This window comes from Paenibacillus sp. FSL H3-0321 (assembly GCF_038002865.1).
Taxonomy (GTDB): Bacteria; Bacillota; Bacilli; order Paenibacillales; family Paenibacillaceae; genus Paenibacillus_AQ.
Window position 1 is genome coordinate 3,814,135 of the sequence record NZ_JBBODH010000001.1, and the last position, 15,349, is coordinate 3,829,483.

At 54.4% G+C, this 15,349-nt stretch carries 13 protein-coding genes; 3 read left to right on the top strand and 10 right to left on the bottom strand.

The genetic code is table 11. The features are described from left to right. Positions 1–1,233 (top strand): peptidase T, encoded by a 1,233-nt coding sequence (gene pepT / locus MHI45_RS16810; protein WP_076110987.1) that lies wholly within the window; start codon positions 1–3, stop codon positions 1,231–1,233. A gap of 701 nt (positions 1,234–1,934) precedes the next feature. Here the strand turns inward: pepT and MHI45_RS16815 are convergent. The 8 genes from MHI45_RS16815 to MHI45_RS16850 all read right to left on the bottom strand — a co-directional run bounded on the left by MHI45_RS16815 (position 1,935) and on the right by MHI45_RS16850 (position 10,413). Continuing rightward, positions 1,935–3,068 carry an NADH-dependent flavin oxidoreductase gene (locus MHI45_RS16815; protein ID WP_076110985.1) on the bottom strand — a complete coding sequence of 378 codons (1,134 nt, stop codon included), beginning with the start codon at positions 3,066–3,068 and terminating at the stop codon, positions 1,935–1,937. 88 nt (positions 3,069–3,156) lie between these two features. Beyond that, positions 3,157–3,531, bottom strand: coding sequence for a winged helix-turn-helix transcriptional regulator (locus MHI45_RS16820; RefSeq protein ID WP_038597780.1), 375 nt, complete (start codon positions 3,529–3,531; stop codon positions 3,157–3,159). Positions 3,532–3,677: 146 nt separating this feature from the next. Next, a complete protein-coding gene (locus tag MHI45_RS16825; RefSeq protein WP_306080828.1) occupies positions 3,678–4,046 on the bottom strand; it encodes a hypothetical protein in 369 nt (122 codons plus the stop codon). A gap of 30 nt (positions 4,047–4,076) precedes the next feature. After that, positions 4,077–5,066, bottom strand: coding sequence for an ABC transporter substrate-binding protein (locus MHI45_RS16830; protein ID WP_306080827.1), 990 nt, complete (start codon positions 5,064–5,066; stop codon positions 4,077–4,079). Between the two features lie 91 nt (positions 5,067–5,157). Continuing rightward, positions 5,158–6,819, bottom strand: a complete 1,662-nt coding sequence (locus tag MHI45_RS16835) for a response regulator (RefSeq protein ID WP_144024326.1) — start codon at positions 6,817–6,819, stop codon at positions 5,158–5,160. Next, complete coding sequence (locus MHI45_RS16840) at positions 6,794–8,557, bottom strand: sensor histidine kinase (RefSeq protein WP_076110983.1); 1,764 nt, start codon at positions 8,555–8,557, stop codon at positions 6,794–6,796. The genes MHI45_RS16835 and MHI45_RS16840 overlap by 26 nt, the downstream gene beginning before the upstream one ends. Before the next feature lie 50 nt (positions 8,558–8,607). Continuing rightward, a complete protein-coding gene (locus tag MHI45_RS16845; protein WP_076111051.1) occupies positions 8,608–9,471 on the bottom strand; it encodes a carbohydrate ABC transporter permease in 864 nt (287 codons plus the stop codon). Between the two features lie 45 nt (positions 9,472–9,516). After that, on the bottom strand, positions 9,517–10,413 hold the full coding sequence (locus MHI45_RS16850; protein ID WP_341119227.1) for a carbohydrate ABC transporter permease: 897 nt from the start codon (positions 10,411–10,413) through the stop codon (positions 9,517–9,519). A gap of 288 nt (positions 10,414–10,701) precedes the next feature. Between MHI45_RS16850 and MHI45_RS16855 the strand changes: the two genes are divergently transcribed. Both MHI45_RS16855 and MHI45_RS16860 read left to right on the top strand, forming a co-directional pair. Next, positions 10,702–13,347, top strand: coding sequence for a heparinase II/III domain-containing protein (locus MHI45_RS16855; protein ID WP_341119228.1), 2,646 nt, complete (start codon positions 10,702–10,704; stop codon positions 13,345–13,347). A gap of 316 nt (positions 13,348–13,663) precedes the next feature. Further along, positions 13,664–13,984, top strand: coding sequence for a cupin domain-containing protein (locus MHI45_RS16860; RefSeq protein WP_038597789.1), 321 nt, complete (start codon positions 13,664–13,666; stop codon positions 13,982–13,984). A gap of 79 nt (positions 13,985–14,063) precedes the next feature. On the opposite strand, the gene hxlB is transcribed toward MHI45_RS16860, so the two are convergent. Both hxlB and hxlA read right to left on the bottom strand, forming a co-directional pair. Continuing rightward, entirely contained in the window at positions 14,064–14,621 is a 558-nt protein-coding gene (hxlB, locus tag MHI45_RS16865) for a 6-phospho-3-hexuloisomerase (protein ID WP_076110981.1), read from the bottom strand. Between the two features lie 7 nt (positions 14,622–14,628). Then, positions 14,629–15,261, bottom strand: a complete 633-nt coding sequence (gene hxlA / locus MHI45_RS16870) for a 3-hexulose-6-phosphate synthase (RefSeq protein WP_038597793.1) — start codon at positions 15,259–15,261, stop codon at positions 14,629–14,631. Between the last annotated feature and the right edge of the window lie 88 nt (positions 15,262–15,349).

A 15,349-nucleotide genomic window follows, 5' to 3' on the forward strand; every position in this document is an offset into this window, starting at 1 on the left:
TTGAAAGAAGAGCTGATCAAACGTTTTGTGTCTTATGCTGAGATGGATACCCAATCGGATGAAGACAGTGACACCTGTCCTTCCACTCCGGGGCAGATGGTGCTGGCCCGTAAGCTAGTTGACGAGCTCGGTGAACTGGGACTTGCGGAGGTTACGGTGGACGAGCATGGTTATGTCATGGCTACCCTTCCCGCCAACAGCGACAAGGAAGTTCCGACGATCGGCTTCCTGGCGCATTTGGATACCGCAACAGATTTCACCGGTGCCGGTGTGAAGCCGCAAATTGTAGAGAATTATGACGGGAACGACATTGTGCTGAACAAGGCGCTGAATGTGGTCCTCTCCACGGAGAGTTTCCCTGAGCTGCCCGGGTATAAGGGACATACCCTGATTACGACAGACGGCACAACGCTGCTGGGAGCAGACAATAAGGCCGGAATCGCCGAGATTATGACTGCGATGGCGTATCTTCTGGAGCATCCGGAAATTAAGCATGGCAAGATTAGAGTTGCCTTCACCCCCGATGAGGAAATCGGACGCGGGCCGCATAAATTCGATGTCGCCGCCTTCGGCGCTTCCTATGCCTACACCGTTGACGGAGGGCCTCTGGGAGAACTGGAATATGAGAGCTTTAATGCTGCTGCCGCCAAAATCAGCTTCAAAGGCGTCAACGTGCATCCCGGCACCGCCAAAGGCAAAATGATCCATTCGGCCAAAATCGCCATGGCCTTCCACCTCCGGCTGCCATCCGGCGAAGCTCCTGAATTTACGGACGGCTATGAAGGGTTCTACCATTTGATCTCCATGCAGGGATCGGCGGAGCACAGCAAGCTGCATTACATTATCCGTGACTTTGACCGTACCCAGTTCGAGAACCGCAAAGCGAATATTTCTGCGATTGTAGATGAATTCAAATCCACTTATGGCGATGAGAACATTGTGCTGGAATTGAATGACCAATATTATAATATGCGTGAAAAAATCGAGCCGGTCCGCCATATCGTCGATATTGCCCACGAAGCGATGGAGAACCTCGGCATAACACCGGTGATTCGCCCGATCCGCGGCGGGACAGACGGTTCACAGCTCTCCTACATGGGACTCCCGACTCCGAACATTTTTACCGGGGGCGAAAATTTCCACGGCAAATTCGAGTACGCTTCTGTAGATGTTATGCTGAAATCCGTACAGGTTATCGTTGAGATTGCCAAGCTGTTTGAGCAAAAGGCATAGCCTAAGGTTTCCCCTTGCGGCTGCACAACCCGCTGCAACAATTCGGCCTGCCCGGTCAAAAGCAATTGCTCTGACCGGGCAGGCCTCTTTGCGCAGGTAGTGAAGCTCCTGCGGCTTATCCGCTTTTATTACCTGCGCAAACTGTGCAAAAATAAAACCCTCTGACCGCCGCAATGCGGGAGTCAGAGGGTTTTTGCTTGGTGAGAGCATCCGGCGGCAGCCGGACAGCAATCAGTATAGGACGCGGATTTTCTGGAAATCGTTCCTCCACTGCCAGAATAGACCCCGGGCTCGCAACGGACCCAGCAGCTCTTATTTTCAACTGGAGGATCATTCCGGCAAGCTATCGGACCCCAATGCACTTATGCACGAAAATTGGCCTGAAATTTGGCTGCCGAAACGGTAATAAGCGCACTACGGTCCGTTAGTCCCGTAAAATGCACTCTACAGAGAAAATAAGGTCTCCCCGGTCCGCGGCCGTGGCAACACCTCTAACTTAGCTGTAACGGCTCCGTCTGAGATGAACCAAACCAAACGGAGCGGCAGCGGCCCCAATTAATCCGCAGGCGGCAGTTTTACCTCTCCAACGCTTTGCTGGATCGGGTTTAGGCTTTGATCGGCATCCAGCCTGGCGTATGGATTAATGCGCCCATAATCCGCAAGCGGCAGTTTCACCACGCCAACGCTCCACTGGTTCAGATTTAGGCTTTGATCGGCATCCAGCCCGGCGTATGGATTAATGCGCCCCATAGCGGGTCCGGTATTACAAGCTCCGCCTGGGCTGAAGGATCAAGCTCCGTCTTAATGTCAGCAGCTCGCCCTTCGGCAACCTTCTGCACCCAGTCCGGATCAATCAGCAGCGGGCGGCCCAGGGCTACCAGGCTGATTCCGGTCTCCAGGCTCTTCAGCGCATCATCGGCCTTATACAGGGAGCCGACACCAATAACCGGAACACCATCTCCTGCACGGTCCACAATCTGCTCAATCCGTGGACGGCTGTCGTCCGTGCCGCGGTGAGGCTTGGACCACAGATCCTGCTGCGAAACATGCAGATAATCCAGCCCCTCCTCCTTCAGCGCATCAATCAGCGCAAAGGTCTCGGCCATCGTAATCCCCGGTGTTTCCGGCTCCTCGGGCGAGAAGCGGTAGCCGACCAGAAACGGCGATGAAGCATGCTCCTTCACCGCATGTTTGACCTCACGCAGAACGGCGAGCGGGAAGGTCAGCCGTTTCTCCAGGCTGCCACCCCAGCGGTCTTCGCGTGTGTTGGAATGCGGGGAGAAAAATTGCTGCAGCAAATAGCCGTTCGCACCATGAATCTCCACACCGTCGAAGCCGGCCTCGATGGCCCGGCGTGTAGCCGCGCCGAAGTCGGCAATAATACCGGTAATTTCTTCTTCGCTCAGCGCACGAGGAACAGGACCGTGACCTCCGCGCGGCAGCTCAGCCGGAACATTGCCCGCGCTGACCGTCTGGCCGTCCGGAAGCAGCTCTGGAGGACACTGGCGGCCGCCGTGAAAGATCTGCAGAACTGCCTTCGCGCCTGCCCCCTTGATTGCTTCAGCCAGCTCGCGCAGGCTTGGAATCAGTTCATCACGATCTGCACCGAATTCGCCGGCAAAACCTTTACCGCCCCGCGTGACATATACACAGGCCGTAATCACCAGTCCCGCACCTTTGGAGCGGCGGGCATAATATTGCAATTCGGGACCGGATACCGTACCGTCCTCGTTGGAAGAAAAGTTGGTCATCGGTGCCATAACGACACGATTTTTTAATGAAATCCCGTTTTCGAACCGGTAGGATTCCAGCAGTGGACTATAATCTGTAGACATCTTTGATTTCCCTCCATTATATACTTAGTGCTACTGGCTCCACGCTTGCAGCTTGGACCGGCAGTCTGTAATCTATTGCAAACTAACGTTATCTATCTCCCTCAGGTATATCCTTCCAGATGACATTATTCCCGTAGTTCTTGCCCCAATCGTACATCATACGCAGTACAGGCAGCAGGCTCTGCCCGTATTCCGTCAAAGAGTATTCTACTCTCGGCGGGACCTCAGCATACACCTTTCTCAGCACAAGCTGGTCTTCCTCCAGCTCACGAAGCTGATTAGTCAGCATTTTTTGCGTAATATGAGGAATAAGCTTCTTCAGCTCACTGAAACGTTTGGTTCCTTCAAGGCCCAAGTGCCATAAGATGATCAGCTTCCATTTACCGCCGATAACGGCAAGCGTAAGCTCCTTCTCACAGTTGATTTCCTTCAGATTGATACGGTCTTTAATATCCGTCGCCAAGGTATGCGGCCCCCTTTCGTTCTTTAACATCATACTACAAAACACCCGGGGGCCGCACATCTCCGGCAGGCGCACCGGGGCCATATTCCCTATGTACGCATACAGACCGCAGGCTCGGCCTGCGGTCTGTATGCTGCGTATGTGTTTTATTTGCTGGCCAGGCTTCCCTGCAGGCTGGCTGAGCTGAAGTCCGGCTGCGCTTCAACCGTGGTGTCCCCCGCTGCTTTGGCTTTTTCCAGTGCTGCATTATAGCGGGTATTCAGATCCTGAAGCTCCTTGTCCAAATCTCCGCCGTCAAAAATATATTTGTTGAAGACATCGACTTTCTTCGTTCCTTCCAGGCGTCCTTCGGTAGTTACCAGCGGAGTTGCCGGATAGATGGCATCAAATTTCGTTGGCAGGAAGTTCTCGATTCCCGGAATATCCGGAGCTTTCGCTGCAGCAGCAACGGAAGGAATAACCGAAACCCCGTATCCGCCTTCCTGATAGGCAATTTGCACCTCATCGCTGTACATCCACTCGATAAATTTCCAGGCCGCTTCCTTCTACTCCGAATCCTTGCTCATCGCCAGGTAGCTGCCGGAGATAACCTGACTGGCACCATTTTGCTGGCCGTCTACTGTCGGAGGAAGCGCTGCGGCCCAGCGGATATCAGTCGGGAACTGGGTTTTGTATACGCTCGGCTCGACAGAATGGTTGAAGTACATCCCGATTTTACCCTGGGCGAATTGCGCACGCAGCGGGTCAATATCCAGCGATTCCGAACCCGGCATCATGCTTCCGTCCATCGTGATCTGCCGCAGTGCTTCAAGCGCTTCCTTATACATGCTGAAGTCGAACTGGCCGGTCTGGAAGTTGAAACCCTCTGTACCTGCCGTTTTGCTGAGGGTCGTGATCGGATAAGCGATACGTTCAAAGCCGCTTGCACTTTTGAAATTTCCGGCGAAGCCATAAGCACCGCTGGTTTTACCCGCCTCGGTAATCTTCTTGGCATCCTCCACCATTTCCGCCAGCGTGGTCGGCGGCTCGGTAATGCCGGCCTTCTCGAACAGATCGACGTTATAGATCAGGCGCCAGAACTGGCCGATATTCGGCAGGGTGTAGATTTTTCCGTCCACGGTGTTCTTCTCATTAATGAGTACCTTCTCGAACCGGCTTTTCATTTCCGGTGTAATATAACTGTCGAAGGACTCCAGGTAGCCTTTCTTCACCCAGGTTGGCACGTTCCCCGTATCCACGCGCAGAATATCCGGTGCTTGTTTACTGGAGAAGGCAATATCCACCGATTGGGCGTAGTTCTCAGCCATCACCTTCATTTCAATATCGACATCAGGATTAAGGCCCTCATACTCACTGATTTTCTGCTCTATAAAGTCAGAATCATGACGGTCGATGGTCCAGTAGACCAGTTTTGTTTTCTCAGCAGCTGTATTATTGCCCTCTGCCTCCTTATTTGTATTGGACGAGGAGCACGCGACCAGCGAACCGGCCAGCAGCAGCGAAACTCCAGTCAGCATCCATTTATTTCTTTTCATCTAAATTGCCTCCCTTTTCTTTTTGTAATCGCATTCATTTCATATAAAAATTATAGAATGTCCGCCCGATTCTAAGTGAAGGAGAAAACAACTATTCATGGGAGACGAAATCACTGTTTCCGCGCTGCGTGACCGAAGCGTATTTGGAGCGGAAGTCCGTAGGCGTCATGCCGGTATATTTTTTGAAGAGTTCAGTAAAATAGGGACGGTCCTCATAGCCCAGCGAAACGGCGATATCCTGAACCTGCATGCCCTCCAGCACCAGTTCCTTGGCCTTCTCCATTCTGCGGCTGATAATGTATTGGGCGAGCGTCATCCCCATCTCCTTTTTGAACAGATTGGAGAAATAGCTCGGGCTGAGATGAACCTCTCTGGCACAATCAGCTACGGAAAGGTTGCGGTGCAGATTCCCATTGATATGGGCAATGGCCCGCTCCACCAGCACACGCGCATCGCTGGACTGGCGGATTTGCACGTACGCACAGCCCTGGCGGCAAAATTCCCGGATCTGCCTGCGCAGCTCCTCGAAGGAGGCGGCTCCATTCATGTCGGCCAGCTTTTTCTCCAGCGTCTTGACCTCCGAGTCTGAAGCCTTGTCGGAAAAGACACGGTGGATCGAATGGGCCAGTTCAAGACACATTGTCTTGACGATTGCCGGGCCCGGCAGGGCAGGAGCGCTCAGCCATTCATTCCAGATGTCGCCTAGTTGCTCCTCCGCTTTGGCCAGATTGGCCGAACGCAGGCAGTAGAGCAGTTCCTTCTCTTTGTCATAAGAGTACCTGGGCAGGGCGGCATCCCCCTCCAGCGATTCCACATAACGGTATACGCTGTTCCCGCCGGTCAGAAACGTATTCGCCAGCGCAGACAACGCCTGGGCGTAGGACACGGACAACTGGCCGGCCTCCTCGACCTCTCCGCCGAGTCCGATCGACACCGTCTGGTACGTATGACGGCATACGTTTTCCCGGCATTTCTCCGCGAGCTGCTCCGTATCCAGCTCCGCCGGGGGATTCATGACGATGACGAATTGATTGACGTGCTCGCGGAAGACAAGACCTTGCGTATAGGCAGCAACCGTCTCTTCCAGAATATTCTGCACCGCAAAACGGATCAGCTCGACCTCGGATACTGGCAGGGCGGCCGTGCGCTCTGCAAAAAAGTCTATTTCCGCCACCAGCACACAAAAGTCGCGGCTGTTCATTGTAATGGCATAGAAATCCCACTGCTGGCTAAGGTGCTGCTGCCTGCTGCCATAGCGGATGAGCAGACGCATATACTCCTGGCGCAAATAAGGCATGCTCTCCCGCAGCTTCTGCTCCATCCCCCGCATCTGTTCGGCCTGGGAGCGTTCCCGCTCCAGCATCTCTTTGGCCTTCAGAACCGATTCAAGCACCTGAGGCTTGGTAAAAGGCTTGACGATCAGGTCAAAGGCCCCAAGCTTCACCGCTTCCTGGGCATATGTGAAATCGGAGTAACCCGTCAGGAAAATCAGCTTGATGTCCGGCTGCTCCGCCTGAATGATCCGCATCATCTCCAGCCCGTCGGTAAACGGCATGCGGATGTCGGTCAACACAATATCAGGCCGGTGCTTGCGGATCTGCATTAGCCCTTCTTCTCCGTCGGCCGCTGTTGCTGCAACTACAATGCCATGCTCCTCCCACGGGATTCGCTGCGACAAGCCCCGGACAACGGCCGGGATATCGTCAACAATGCATATTTTAATAGGTTCAGCGTGATTCAGGATAAACTCCACCTTCCATTGGAAATGAGAGAACCGCTTCGGTTTCGATAAGTGGACGGCTGCAGAAGGATAATCCGGCCTCCTTGCCGTAATACAGCTGCAACCGGCTGCAAATATTGGACAGGGCGTACCCTCCGCTGCCGACAGGCTCCTTCAGCCGGGCATTCAGCTTCTCCGCATCCATGCCCGCCCCGTTGTCGGTTACCCGGATTACAAGATTGTGCGCCTCCGCTGCCACGGAGATCCGAATCCTCCCCCCGTTCCGCAGCTCCTTCAGCCCATGCAGAATGGAATTCTCCACGAGAGGCTGAATGATAATCTTCAGCACGGGAAGCTCCAGCAGCTCCGGCCCTGCGGTTATCGTATATTCGAACAATCCCTCGTAGCATTGCTGCTGGAGGTTCAGGTACTGGCGGACATGCTCCAGCTCCCTGCCCAGAGTCGTAATTTCCTGCCCGTTGTTCAGGCCCAGCCGGAACAGGGCGGACAGAGAAATCACCATCTGCTTCACATCTTCATATTCATCCATTTCGCATTTCCAGAAGATTGTATTCAGTGTGTTATATAAAAAATGGGGCTCAATCTGCGCCTGCAGCGCTTTGATCTCCGCTTTCCGCTTTTCTTTTTCCGTATCCTTGACTTCAAGAATCAGCTCTCCGATCCGGTCCAGCATCTGGTTGAATTTACGGCCCGCTTCCCCGATCTCATCCTGAAAAGGACTCTGGAAACGGGCGCCCAGATCCTCCTGCTCCACCCGCGACATCGTCTTCTGCAGCTTCAGCAGCGGCCCAAGCAGCAGTGCAGACAAATATCTCGCCAGCAGCAGCGCGATCACAATACAGACAGCCATGATCATCAGCACCAGCCACTGAATGCTGCGCACAGGCTGGAGCAGCTCCTTCTTCGACTGGTAGCTGACCAGCAGCCAGTCGTCCGCATACCGTGATTCGGCATAGCTGACCAGCATCGGCCCGTCACCGGCGGAATACTCGAAATTGCCGCTTTTTGCTTCAAGCAGCTTGTCCATAAATGCCGCCGAGCGTGACCATTCCGGCCGCTCCTTGTCTCCGAAGACACTTGCCCCCGTCTTGTTGATCAGCAGAAACTTTGCGCTGCCAAGGCTCGCACCTCCGCTGACCGTATCTTCCAGGATGTCCTCCTTTACATTGACCGTCAAAAAGACATCCGGCACATAATTCTCCGTAAGCGGCTGCAGCAGCAGGGAAATGACCTGATGCTTTCCGGCGAACAGCTCGTCCTGGTGGCTCTCCACCCAGTTCGATTCCGGATTGTCCTTGATCCGCTTATACAGCAAAGACTCCATAAATGGAGTCGCTGTTCTGCGCAGATTGCCGGCGGAATAGAAATCCCCGTCCGGCGTACTGATCAGTATAGATTCAATGGAGTTCTCCGTCAGCTCCGCCTGTGTAAAGGGGCCTTGCAGCAAGGAGAAATTGGCGAAAAACCGGTCTGTGTTATGCGCTTGTATGTCCCTTATGGTCTGCTTGTACGCTTCACTCAGCATCATGGTGGAGGAAGCCACAATAATCTGCTTCAGCTTCTGGTCCAGCACGTTGACCGACTGGTTCAGCACATTGCGGTTCAGGTCGATGGAGTTGCGCTCCATAGCCCGCGAAGCAATCGAGTAGGCCCACAGGCCGGTAATAGAGATGCAAAAGACCGTCAGTGCAGTAAACGACAGCCATATTCTTTTCTTCAGCGAGGTCCGGTAAAGCCAGGCCTTCAGCATGGTTACACATCCTTTATTGACCGGCCGCCCGGAGAATCGCTGCGTTAGCCTCAGCCCTTTACAGAGCCAGCCGTCATCTGCATGAATGATTTGTTGGCAAAAATATAGACAATAATCATCGGCAGCATGGACAAGCATGCGCCGGCAAGCATTAACTGGGGCTGCGCCGCATCCCCGATACCGTATTTCAGCCCGGCCAAACCTACGGTCAGTGTCTGCAAGGCAGGCTGCGTCATGGTAAATACCAGCGGCAGAATATATTCATTCCATGCGCCGCGGAAGGTCCAGAGCGCAGTCACCCCCAGCGCGGGCGTCAGGAGCGGCAAGATAACACGAAAGTATACGCTATAGAAGTTGCAGCCGTCAATAAACGCCGCCTCGTCAAGCTCCTTCGGGATCGCCCGCACAAAACCGATCAGCATAAAGAATGCGGTCGCATGGGCACTGATCAGAATGATGATGACGCCCCAGAGCGATTTTTGCAGATGAAGCGATACCATAAGATCAAACTGGGGACGCAGCACAACAGCACCGATAGAAATAAACAGGGTGCAGGACTGAATGATCACATACAGCCGTTTCCCGTAGAAATCAACCCTTGCTACTGCATATGCAGCCATCGTTCCTATCAATAGAGTTCCTATAGTAGTAAATGTGCTGATAAATACGCTGTTCCAGGTGAAGCGTGCGAAATTCGCTGAAGTCCAGGCCTGCGAATAGTTATCGAATTTCCATTCCTTCGGCAGCAGGGTTGTTCCTGTAGTCAGCTCCAGATTGGACTTAAGCGACCCGAAAAAGGCCAGAACAATCGGGAACACCGCAAAAGCCGCCACCAGAAGCAGGAAAATCCACAGCAGTACCTTGGACAGCAGCGCTTTGGTCTTAACCGAACGATCAGCTTGTGCCGGAGTCATTTTCGTTTCCGCATGCAATGTGCTCACTGTACATTCTCCTCTCTTTTAATAGATATCATTCAGCTTTTTGGATACATAAAAGTAAACCAGAGTGATCAGACCGACGATAACCGCAGTGGTGAACCCGACCGCGCTCCCGTAACCAAACTGCTGGATGCTTGATCCTCCGCTCGATACAGGGAAAAACAGTTTATAGAGATACAGATACATGACTTCCGTCTTGCCGTACGGCCCGCCCTCGGTCAGCACCATAATGCTCTCGTAGCCTTTCAGAGAGACGGTAATGGCCAGCATGATGATCATTTGCAGCACAGGTCCCAGCATCGGAACGGTAATGCTCCACATCTTCCGCAGCGGCCCCGCGCCGTCCAGGGAAGCGGCTTCATAAAGATCCTCCGGAATATTCTGCAGCCCGGCAATAAAGAGCAGCATATAGTTGCCGACGGCACCCCAGATTGCGATAATAATCGCCGTGATTAAGGCGTGTTTGGCGCCCAGCCAGTCTATGGGAGCGGATACAATTCCGGCGCCCATGAGCAGCTGATTCACCATTCCGTTGTAAGAGTTGAAAATAACGTAGAACACAATCGCCATCACCGAAGCACTGATCACGGTAGGCATGAAATAAATCGCCCGCAGCAGCTGGCGCCCCTTCAAGGCGCGGTTGAGAATTACCGCCAGCACAAACGACAGCGGGATGGTAATCACAAGCTTGCCGCCTGCATAGACGAAGGTGTTGACCACGGACTGCCAGAAATCCTTATCGCGGAACAGCCGCTCGAAATTATCCAGGCCGATGAAGAGCGGTGTGCCGAAGCCCTGATAATCGTAGAACATGTACTTTAAAGCCCAAAAGATAGGGTACACCCCAAAAATCAGCGTCAGAATCAAGCTTGGCGCTACAAAGGTCCAGGCGTTTATTTGACGTTTCGTTTCATTCATTGATTGTTCCTCCTGTCATTGGACTTGCGCTTCTGTCCTAATCATACGTCCCTCTGTGCATACACAGTTAGGGAGAAACCGACTGCGCTAAGGGGGAGAATTTCACTATTTCATTTAAAATAAGCTCCGAGGTCAAGACCTCACTTTGCCGGGCAGTTTTCAGTCGCTTTGTCCCCTCTGCTTCCTGTTTTTATCCATCCCTGATTCGCTCCCGGGACAGCTATAATTAAAGAAGAAAGTAAATAACAGAACAGGATTACAACTTCACAGGGAGGTTTGATTCTACCAATGAATTCAGCATATAACGGCGCCGCCGAAGCCCGCCCCTTCGGCTGCTATGACCGGGAACAACTGGGGGAAATCCGCAGCAGAATTGAACAACTTCCCGCGATTGCGCAGGAATACGCAAGACAGCAGCAGCTGTCCGGACAATTTGCCGCCCGCGAGGCAGCCGTTCCGCTTAGCGGCCTCGGTGTATTCCGGGTGGAACCCTTCGTCTTCAAAGTTCCCGCCGGGGCCGCCTTCCTGAAGCTGGCTGTTCATGTCCGGGGACAGGGCGTTGCCCGTACCTGCGGCGTGCGCCTAACACATTCCCAGCTTGGACTGCCGGTGGCATTGATAAACGGCAGCTTCGGGGAGGCGCTGAACAGCTGGACCCAAATGCCGGGAAGCGGCAGTACCATTGTGCTGGAGCAACTGTCCGGCAGCGGCAGCGGCCTGCAGCCTTCCGGGGTGACTCCGGCTGGCGACGTGCCGGAGGACCCTGTGCGGAGCGTACGAATCAGCAATACAGCGGAGGCAGAATGGACGGTTCTACGTTATGAGGAGCTCCTGCCTGTATGCGCAGGCGATTTTTACGGTATCCAGACAGAGCTTAGTCTGGAAGCCCCTCTTGTTAACGGCGGCATATACACCGGGGTTACTTTTCTCGATTCCGCAGGACAACCGCTTGGACTGGAGCGGCTGTCCCCGCTTTTCAACCGGCCCACGCTGACCAACTGGGCGTATCTGCTGGAGGCTGCCGGTGCGGATGCCAACCTTTATATGGTCTCGGGTGAAGAGCAGTATGCCGGGCTGGCCAAGCGCAAGCTGCAATACATGCTTGCCGATATGCGGATTGGCATGGATATTTTCCGCCGGGACGGCTGGCATGACGACGACACCTACGGCGCAGTGCATATCGGCCGGGGGCTGGCCGCCACCTCGGTCATCTATGACCAGATTGCAGGCAGCGGAGTGCTCGCTGCCGGGGAAACGGCGGCGCTGCTCGCCGATTTCCGCTATATCGCGGCGATGATGATGGATACCGCCTACTACCGGTTCGACCTTACGACCTTCCCGGACGAGAAGGGCGGCAAGCGCAGCAACTGGAATGCCGACCGGGCGACCGGGCTCGGGGTCTATGCGCTCCTCTTCCCGCACGAGGCCGAAAGCGGAGCATACCTGGAGCATGCCCGCTCCGTGATCGACTGGCAGCTCGCGGAAGTGGTTGATGCAGAGGGCGCATGGCCGGAAAATGTGCGCTATCACGGGGCCGTTCTGCACCGTTATTTCCTTTTCTTTGCTCTGCTGAAGCGCCTGAGGGGAATTGATTATTTCCGGCAGCCCAAGGTAAAGGCGATGTACCGCTTCCTGATAGGCATCGTGACAGCGGAGGACATTATTCAAGGCGGCCCTTCCGGTCCGCCCGTTCTGCTTACTCCGGCTGTCGGCGATGCCAATGTGCAGGAACAATGGTTCCGCCTGCTCGGCTACGCGGCCCGATTCTATGTAGAGGAAGATCCGCAGCTGGCAGCGGAAATGATCTGGACCTGGAAGCACGGCGGCGCGCCCGTCCAGGATACCGGAGCCTTCCCGCTGCCGCTGGTCGCGCTGCTGTATCCGCAGCCGGATCTCCCGGAGCGGCAGCCTGCTCTCCGCTCCGTACATTATCCAGGCATCGGCTATGTCATCTTCCGCGGCGGAGAGCAGAACCTGCAGCATTACGCCATTTACGAGACTTCGCCGCTGACCTATCACGCCCATCATGATGAAGGCCATTTCTCCATCTGGGCAGATGGGGTTCCTCTGACGCTGGATGCCGGAACCGGCGGCTATTACAACGGGGACCGCCACTGGTATGTGTCCGGAGCCGCGCATAACGTCGTTCAGTTCACCGGTGAAACGGGAGACCTTCTGGACGGCCCGCTGCAGAGCGTCTGCCGGGAGGTCCGCTTCTCGGAGGAGCTGGATTATGCAAAAAGCCTTATTCCCGATGCACGGTCCGGAGAATATGAGCGGAATTTCTTGTTCATCAAAGCGGGTTTTGACGCTTATCTGGTCTGGGACCGGATTGAGGGTGGGGCAGACAGTGTCTGGAATCTGCATACGCTGAGCACGGAGGCTGAGGTCACGGAGCAGACCATTGACGCCGTTGGTTTGGGCGGCATGCGGCTGAGCGCGCATATCGCCGAGCCTGCCCTTCCGGTCATTACGACCGGAGAGGGTGCCGTAGGCGGAGCGTACCCGCTGGCCGCACAGCAGCATTTCCGTGTGCACGGCAACGCTGGTGAGGACTACGTGGTGCTGCTGCATCCCCGGGCAGCAGCGGCTCCTGCACTCCGGCTGGAGCCGTTGGAGTGCGAAGAAGCCGGAGAAGGCGTCCGCTTGTATAAGATCGCCCGCGCAGACGGCGCTTGGTGTGTCGCCGCCATCAACGGCTCCACAATGACCCGCCGCATCCGCGTTCCCGGCGGCGTCCCGCTCAGGCTGCTTGGCACAGCAGAAACGGCTTTGGCTGGAGGGGCAGAGGCTGGTTACACAGCGGCCCAAGCCGCGGAAGCCCGGCATTCGCAGGCTGGGCTGACAGTTCCCGAGGACTCGGAAGCTGACATCCTGTACCTTGAGCCTGGAACAATTCAGATTGCCGTTCTAAAAGGATTTGAACGGGTCTGACCCCTATCTATTCATCTTCACGTTAAGACCGCGAGGCCCATCAATTGCACTTGATACAGCAGAAAGACCATAACTTGGCCTAAAAACTGAATCTCCTGCACTTCGTGCAACAGATTCTTAAAAAAAGGACTATTTCATCCAATACATCCGAAATCAGCTGCATGAAATACAACAGATCGAGTTTTACCGCAGTCAAATACCTATGCTGTTGCATGAAATACAATCATCCTAAGCATCCGGCGTTGCTGCCTCAATTACTGCTCTTGTCAGGCAGCAATTGTATTGCAAATTCAACTACCCTAAGGAGGAAATAGACATGAGCAATCTTGGAGTATGGGAACCGGCGGAGCCGGGCGTCAAACGCTGCATCCTGAATGCGGCAGCCAGTCTGATGATGATGGAGGTTCATTTCGAAGAGGGAGCCGAGGGCTATGAGCACAGCCATCCGCATGAGCAGATGAGTTACTGTCTGCGTGGAAGCTTTGTGTTCCGCATTGATGGCAAGGAGTACTGCATAGGAGCAGGCCAGAGCATTGCTATACCGGGAAATGCCAAGCATGGCGTGACTGCACTGGAGGCAGATTCAGCGCTGCTCGATGTCTTCACTCCTATCCGTGAAGATCTGCTTAAGCGCTAGGCTGCTTCCATTGGTTCAGCGGCAAATTACACCTAAACAAACCACGCCTGTCCGGTTACCCGGACAGGCGTGGTTTGTTTTATTCCAAGTTGGCATGCTTGCCGAACATCTGCGTAGTGGTCTGGCCGGTCTGCTCCATCATCCGCAAAATCACCGCATCATAGAAGACGAGCAGGGTCTGTTCAAACAATGAGGCCATAGGCTGGATGGTGGCACGCTCTCCTCCGTTCTGTTCCTTCGGAGAGCCCGGCAGCTTCACTGTATAATCAGCCAGCTTACCGATCGTCGACTCCGGCGCAATGGTCACAGCGGCAACCGCTGCGCCAAGCCCTTTGGCTTTCTCCGCCATCACGAGCAGACTCTTCGTTTCACCTGATCCCGAACCAAGCACCAGAACATCGCCCGCTTCGATTCCCGGCGTCACAGTCTCGCCGACTATATAGGCCTCTTTGCCGGCATGCATCAGCCGCATAGCAAAGGCCCGGCCCATCAGCCCCGACCGGCCCGCCCCGGCGACGAACACCTTGCCGGAGCGCAGCAGCAGCGCTGCAAATTCCTCAGCTTCTGCTGCATCAAGCTGCGCTGCCGAGCGCTGCAGCTCCTTCACTATTTCCTGTGCGTAGCTAACGGTATCCATACGAGCCTTAAGCCTGGCTCACAAGGCGTTTCATTTCTGCCGCCGCTGCCTTCTGGTCACTTTCACCGGTGATGCCGCCGCCAACGATAACGAGGTCAGGTCCGGCTGCAATGACTTCCGGCAGTGTGCTCAGCTTAATCCCCCCGGCAATCGCAGTTTTGGCCCGCTTTACTACGCTCTTGATCGCATGGAGATCGGCGAAGGAATTTTTGCCTTCGGCCTGATGATCATAACCGGAGTGTACACACACATAATCCACACCCAGTGCGTCCACTTCAGCGGCTCTTGCCTTGATATCCTTGACGTTGATCAGGTCGACCAGAATCTCTTTATTCGTCTTCTTGGCTTCCTCAACGGCGCCTCTAATCGTCGAATCATCGGAAACACCCAGCACGGTAACGATATCCGCACCCGCCTCAACGGCCTTCATCACTTCATAACCGCCTGCATCCATAATTTTCAGATCAGCCAGTACGGTCAGCGCCGGGAAAGCTTCTTTAATGGCCTTCACCGCGTGCAGTCCTTCATTAATAACAATCGGTGTGCCGATTTCCACAACATCAATAAATTCGGCCACCTCCGAGACGATTTCCTTGGCTCCGGCGATATCCACAAGATCTAGTGCTAATTGCAGCTTCATATGATAAATCTCCTCTTTAGTGTATTTTTGTAAGTGTTGCACTAAGTGTAAGTTCATACAGCCCAAAAGGGAAGTAGGCACTTTATTG

Coding starts and splice junctions, on each gene's coding strand:
- MHI45_RS16815 (WP_076110985.1), bottom strand. CDS start 3,068: ATGTCTACAGATTATAGTCCACTGCTGGAATCCTACCGGTTCGAAAAC.
- MHI45_RS16825 (WP_306080828.1), bottom strand. CDS start 4,046: ATGTACAGCGATGAGGTGCAAATTGCCTATCAGGAAGGCGGATACGGG.
- MHI45_RS16830 (WP_306080827.1), bottom strand. CDS start 5,066: ATGAAAAGAAATAAATGGATGCTGACTGGAGTTTCGCTGCTGCTGGCC.
- MHI45_RS16840 (WP_076110983.1), bottom strand. CDS start 8,557: ATGCTGAAGGCCTGGCTTTACCGGACCTCGCTGAAGAAAAGAATATGG.
- MHI45_RS16845 (WP_076111051.1), bottom strand. CDS start 9,471: ATGACTCCGGCACAAGCTGATCGTTCGGTTAAGACCAAAGCGCTGCTG.
- MHI45_RS16850 (WP_341119227.1), bottom strand. CDS start 10,413: ATGAATGAAACGAAACGTCAAATAAACGCCTGGACCTTTGTAGCGCCA.
- MHI45_RS16855 (WP_341119228.1), top strand. CDS start 10,702: ATGAATTCAGCATATAACGGCGCCGCCGAAGCCCGCCCCTTCGGCTGC.
- MHI45_RS16860 (WP_038597789.1), top strand. CDS start 13,664: ATGAGCAATCTTGGAGTATGGGAACCGGCGGAGCCGGGCGTCAAACGC.
- hxlB (WP_076110981.1), bottom strand. CDS start 14,621: ATGGATACCGTTAGCTACGCACAGGAAATAGTGAAGGAGCTGCAGCGC.
- hxlA (WP_038597793.1), bottom strand. CDS start 15,261: ATGAAGCTGCAATTAGCACTAGATCTTGTGGATATCGCCGGAGCCAAG.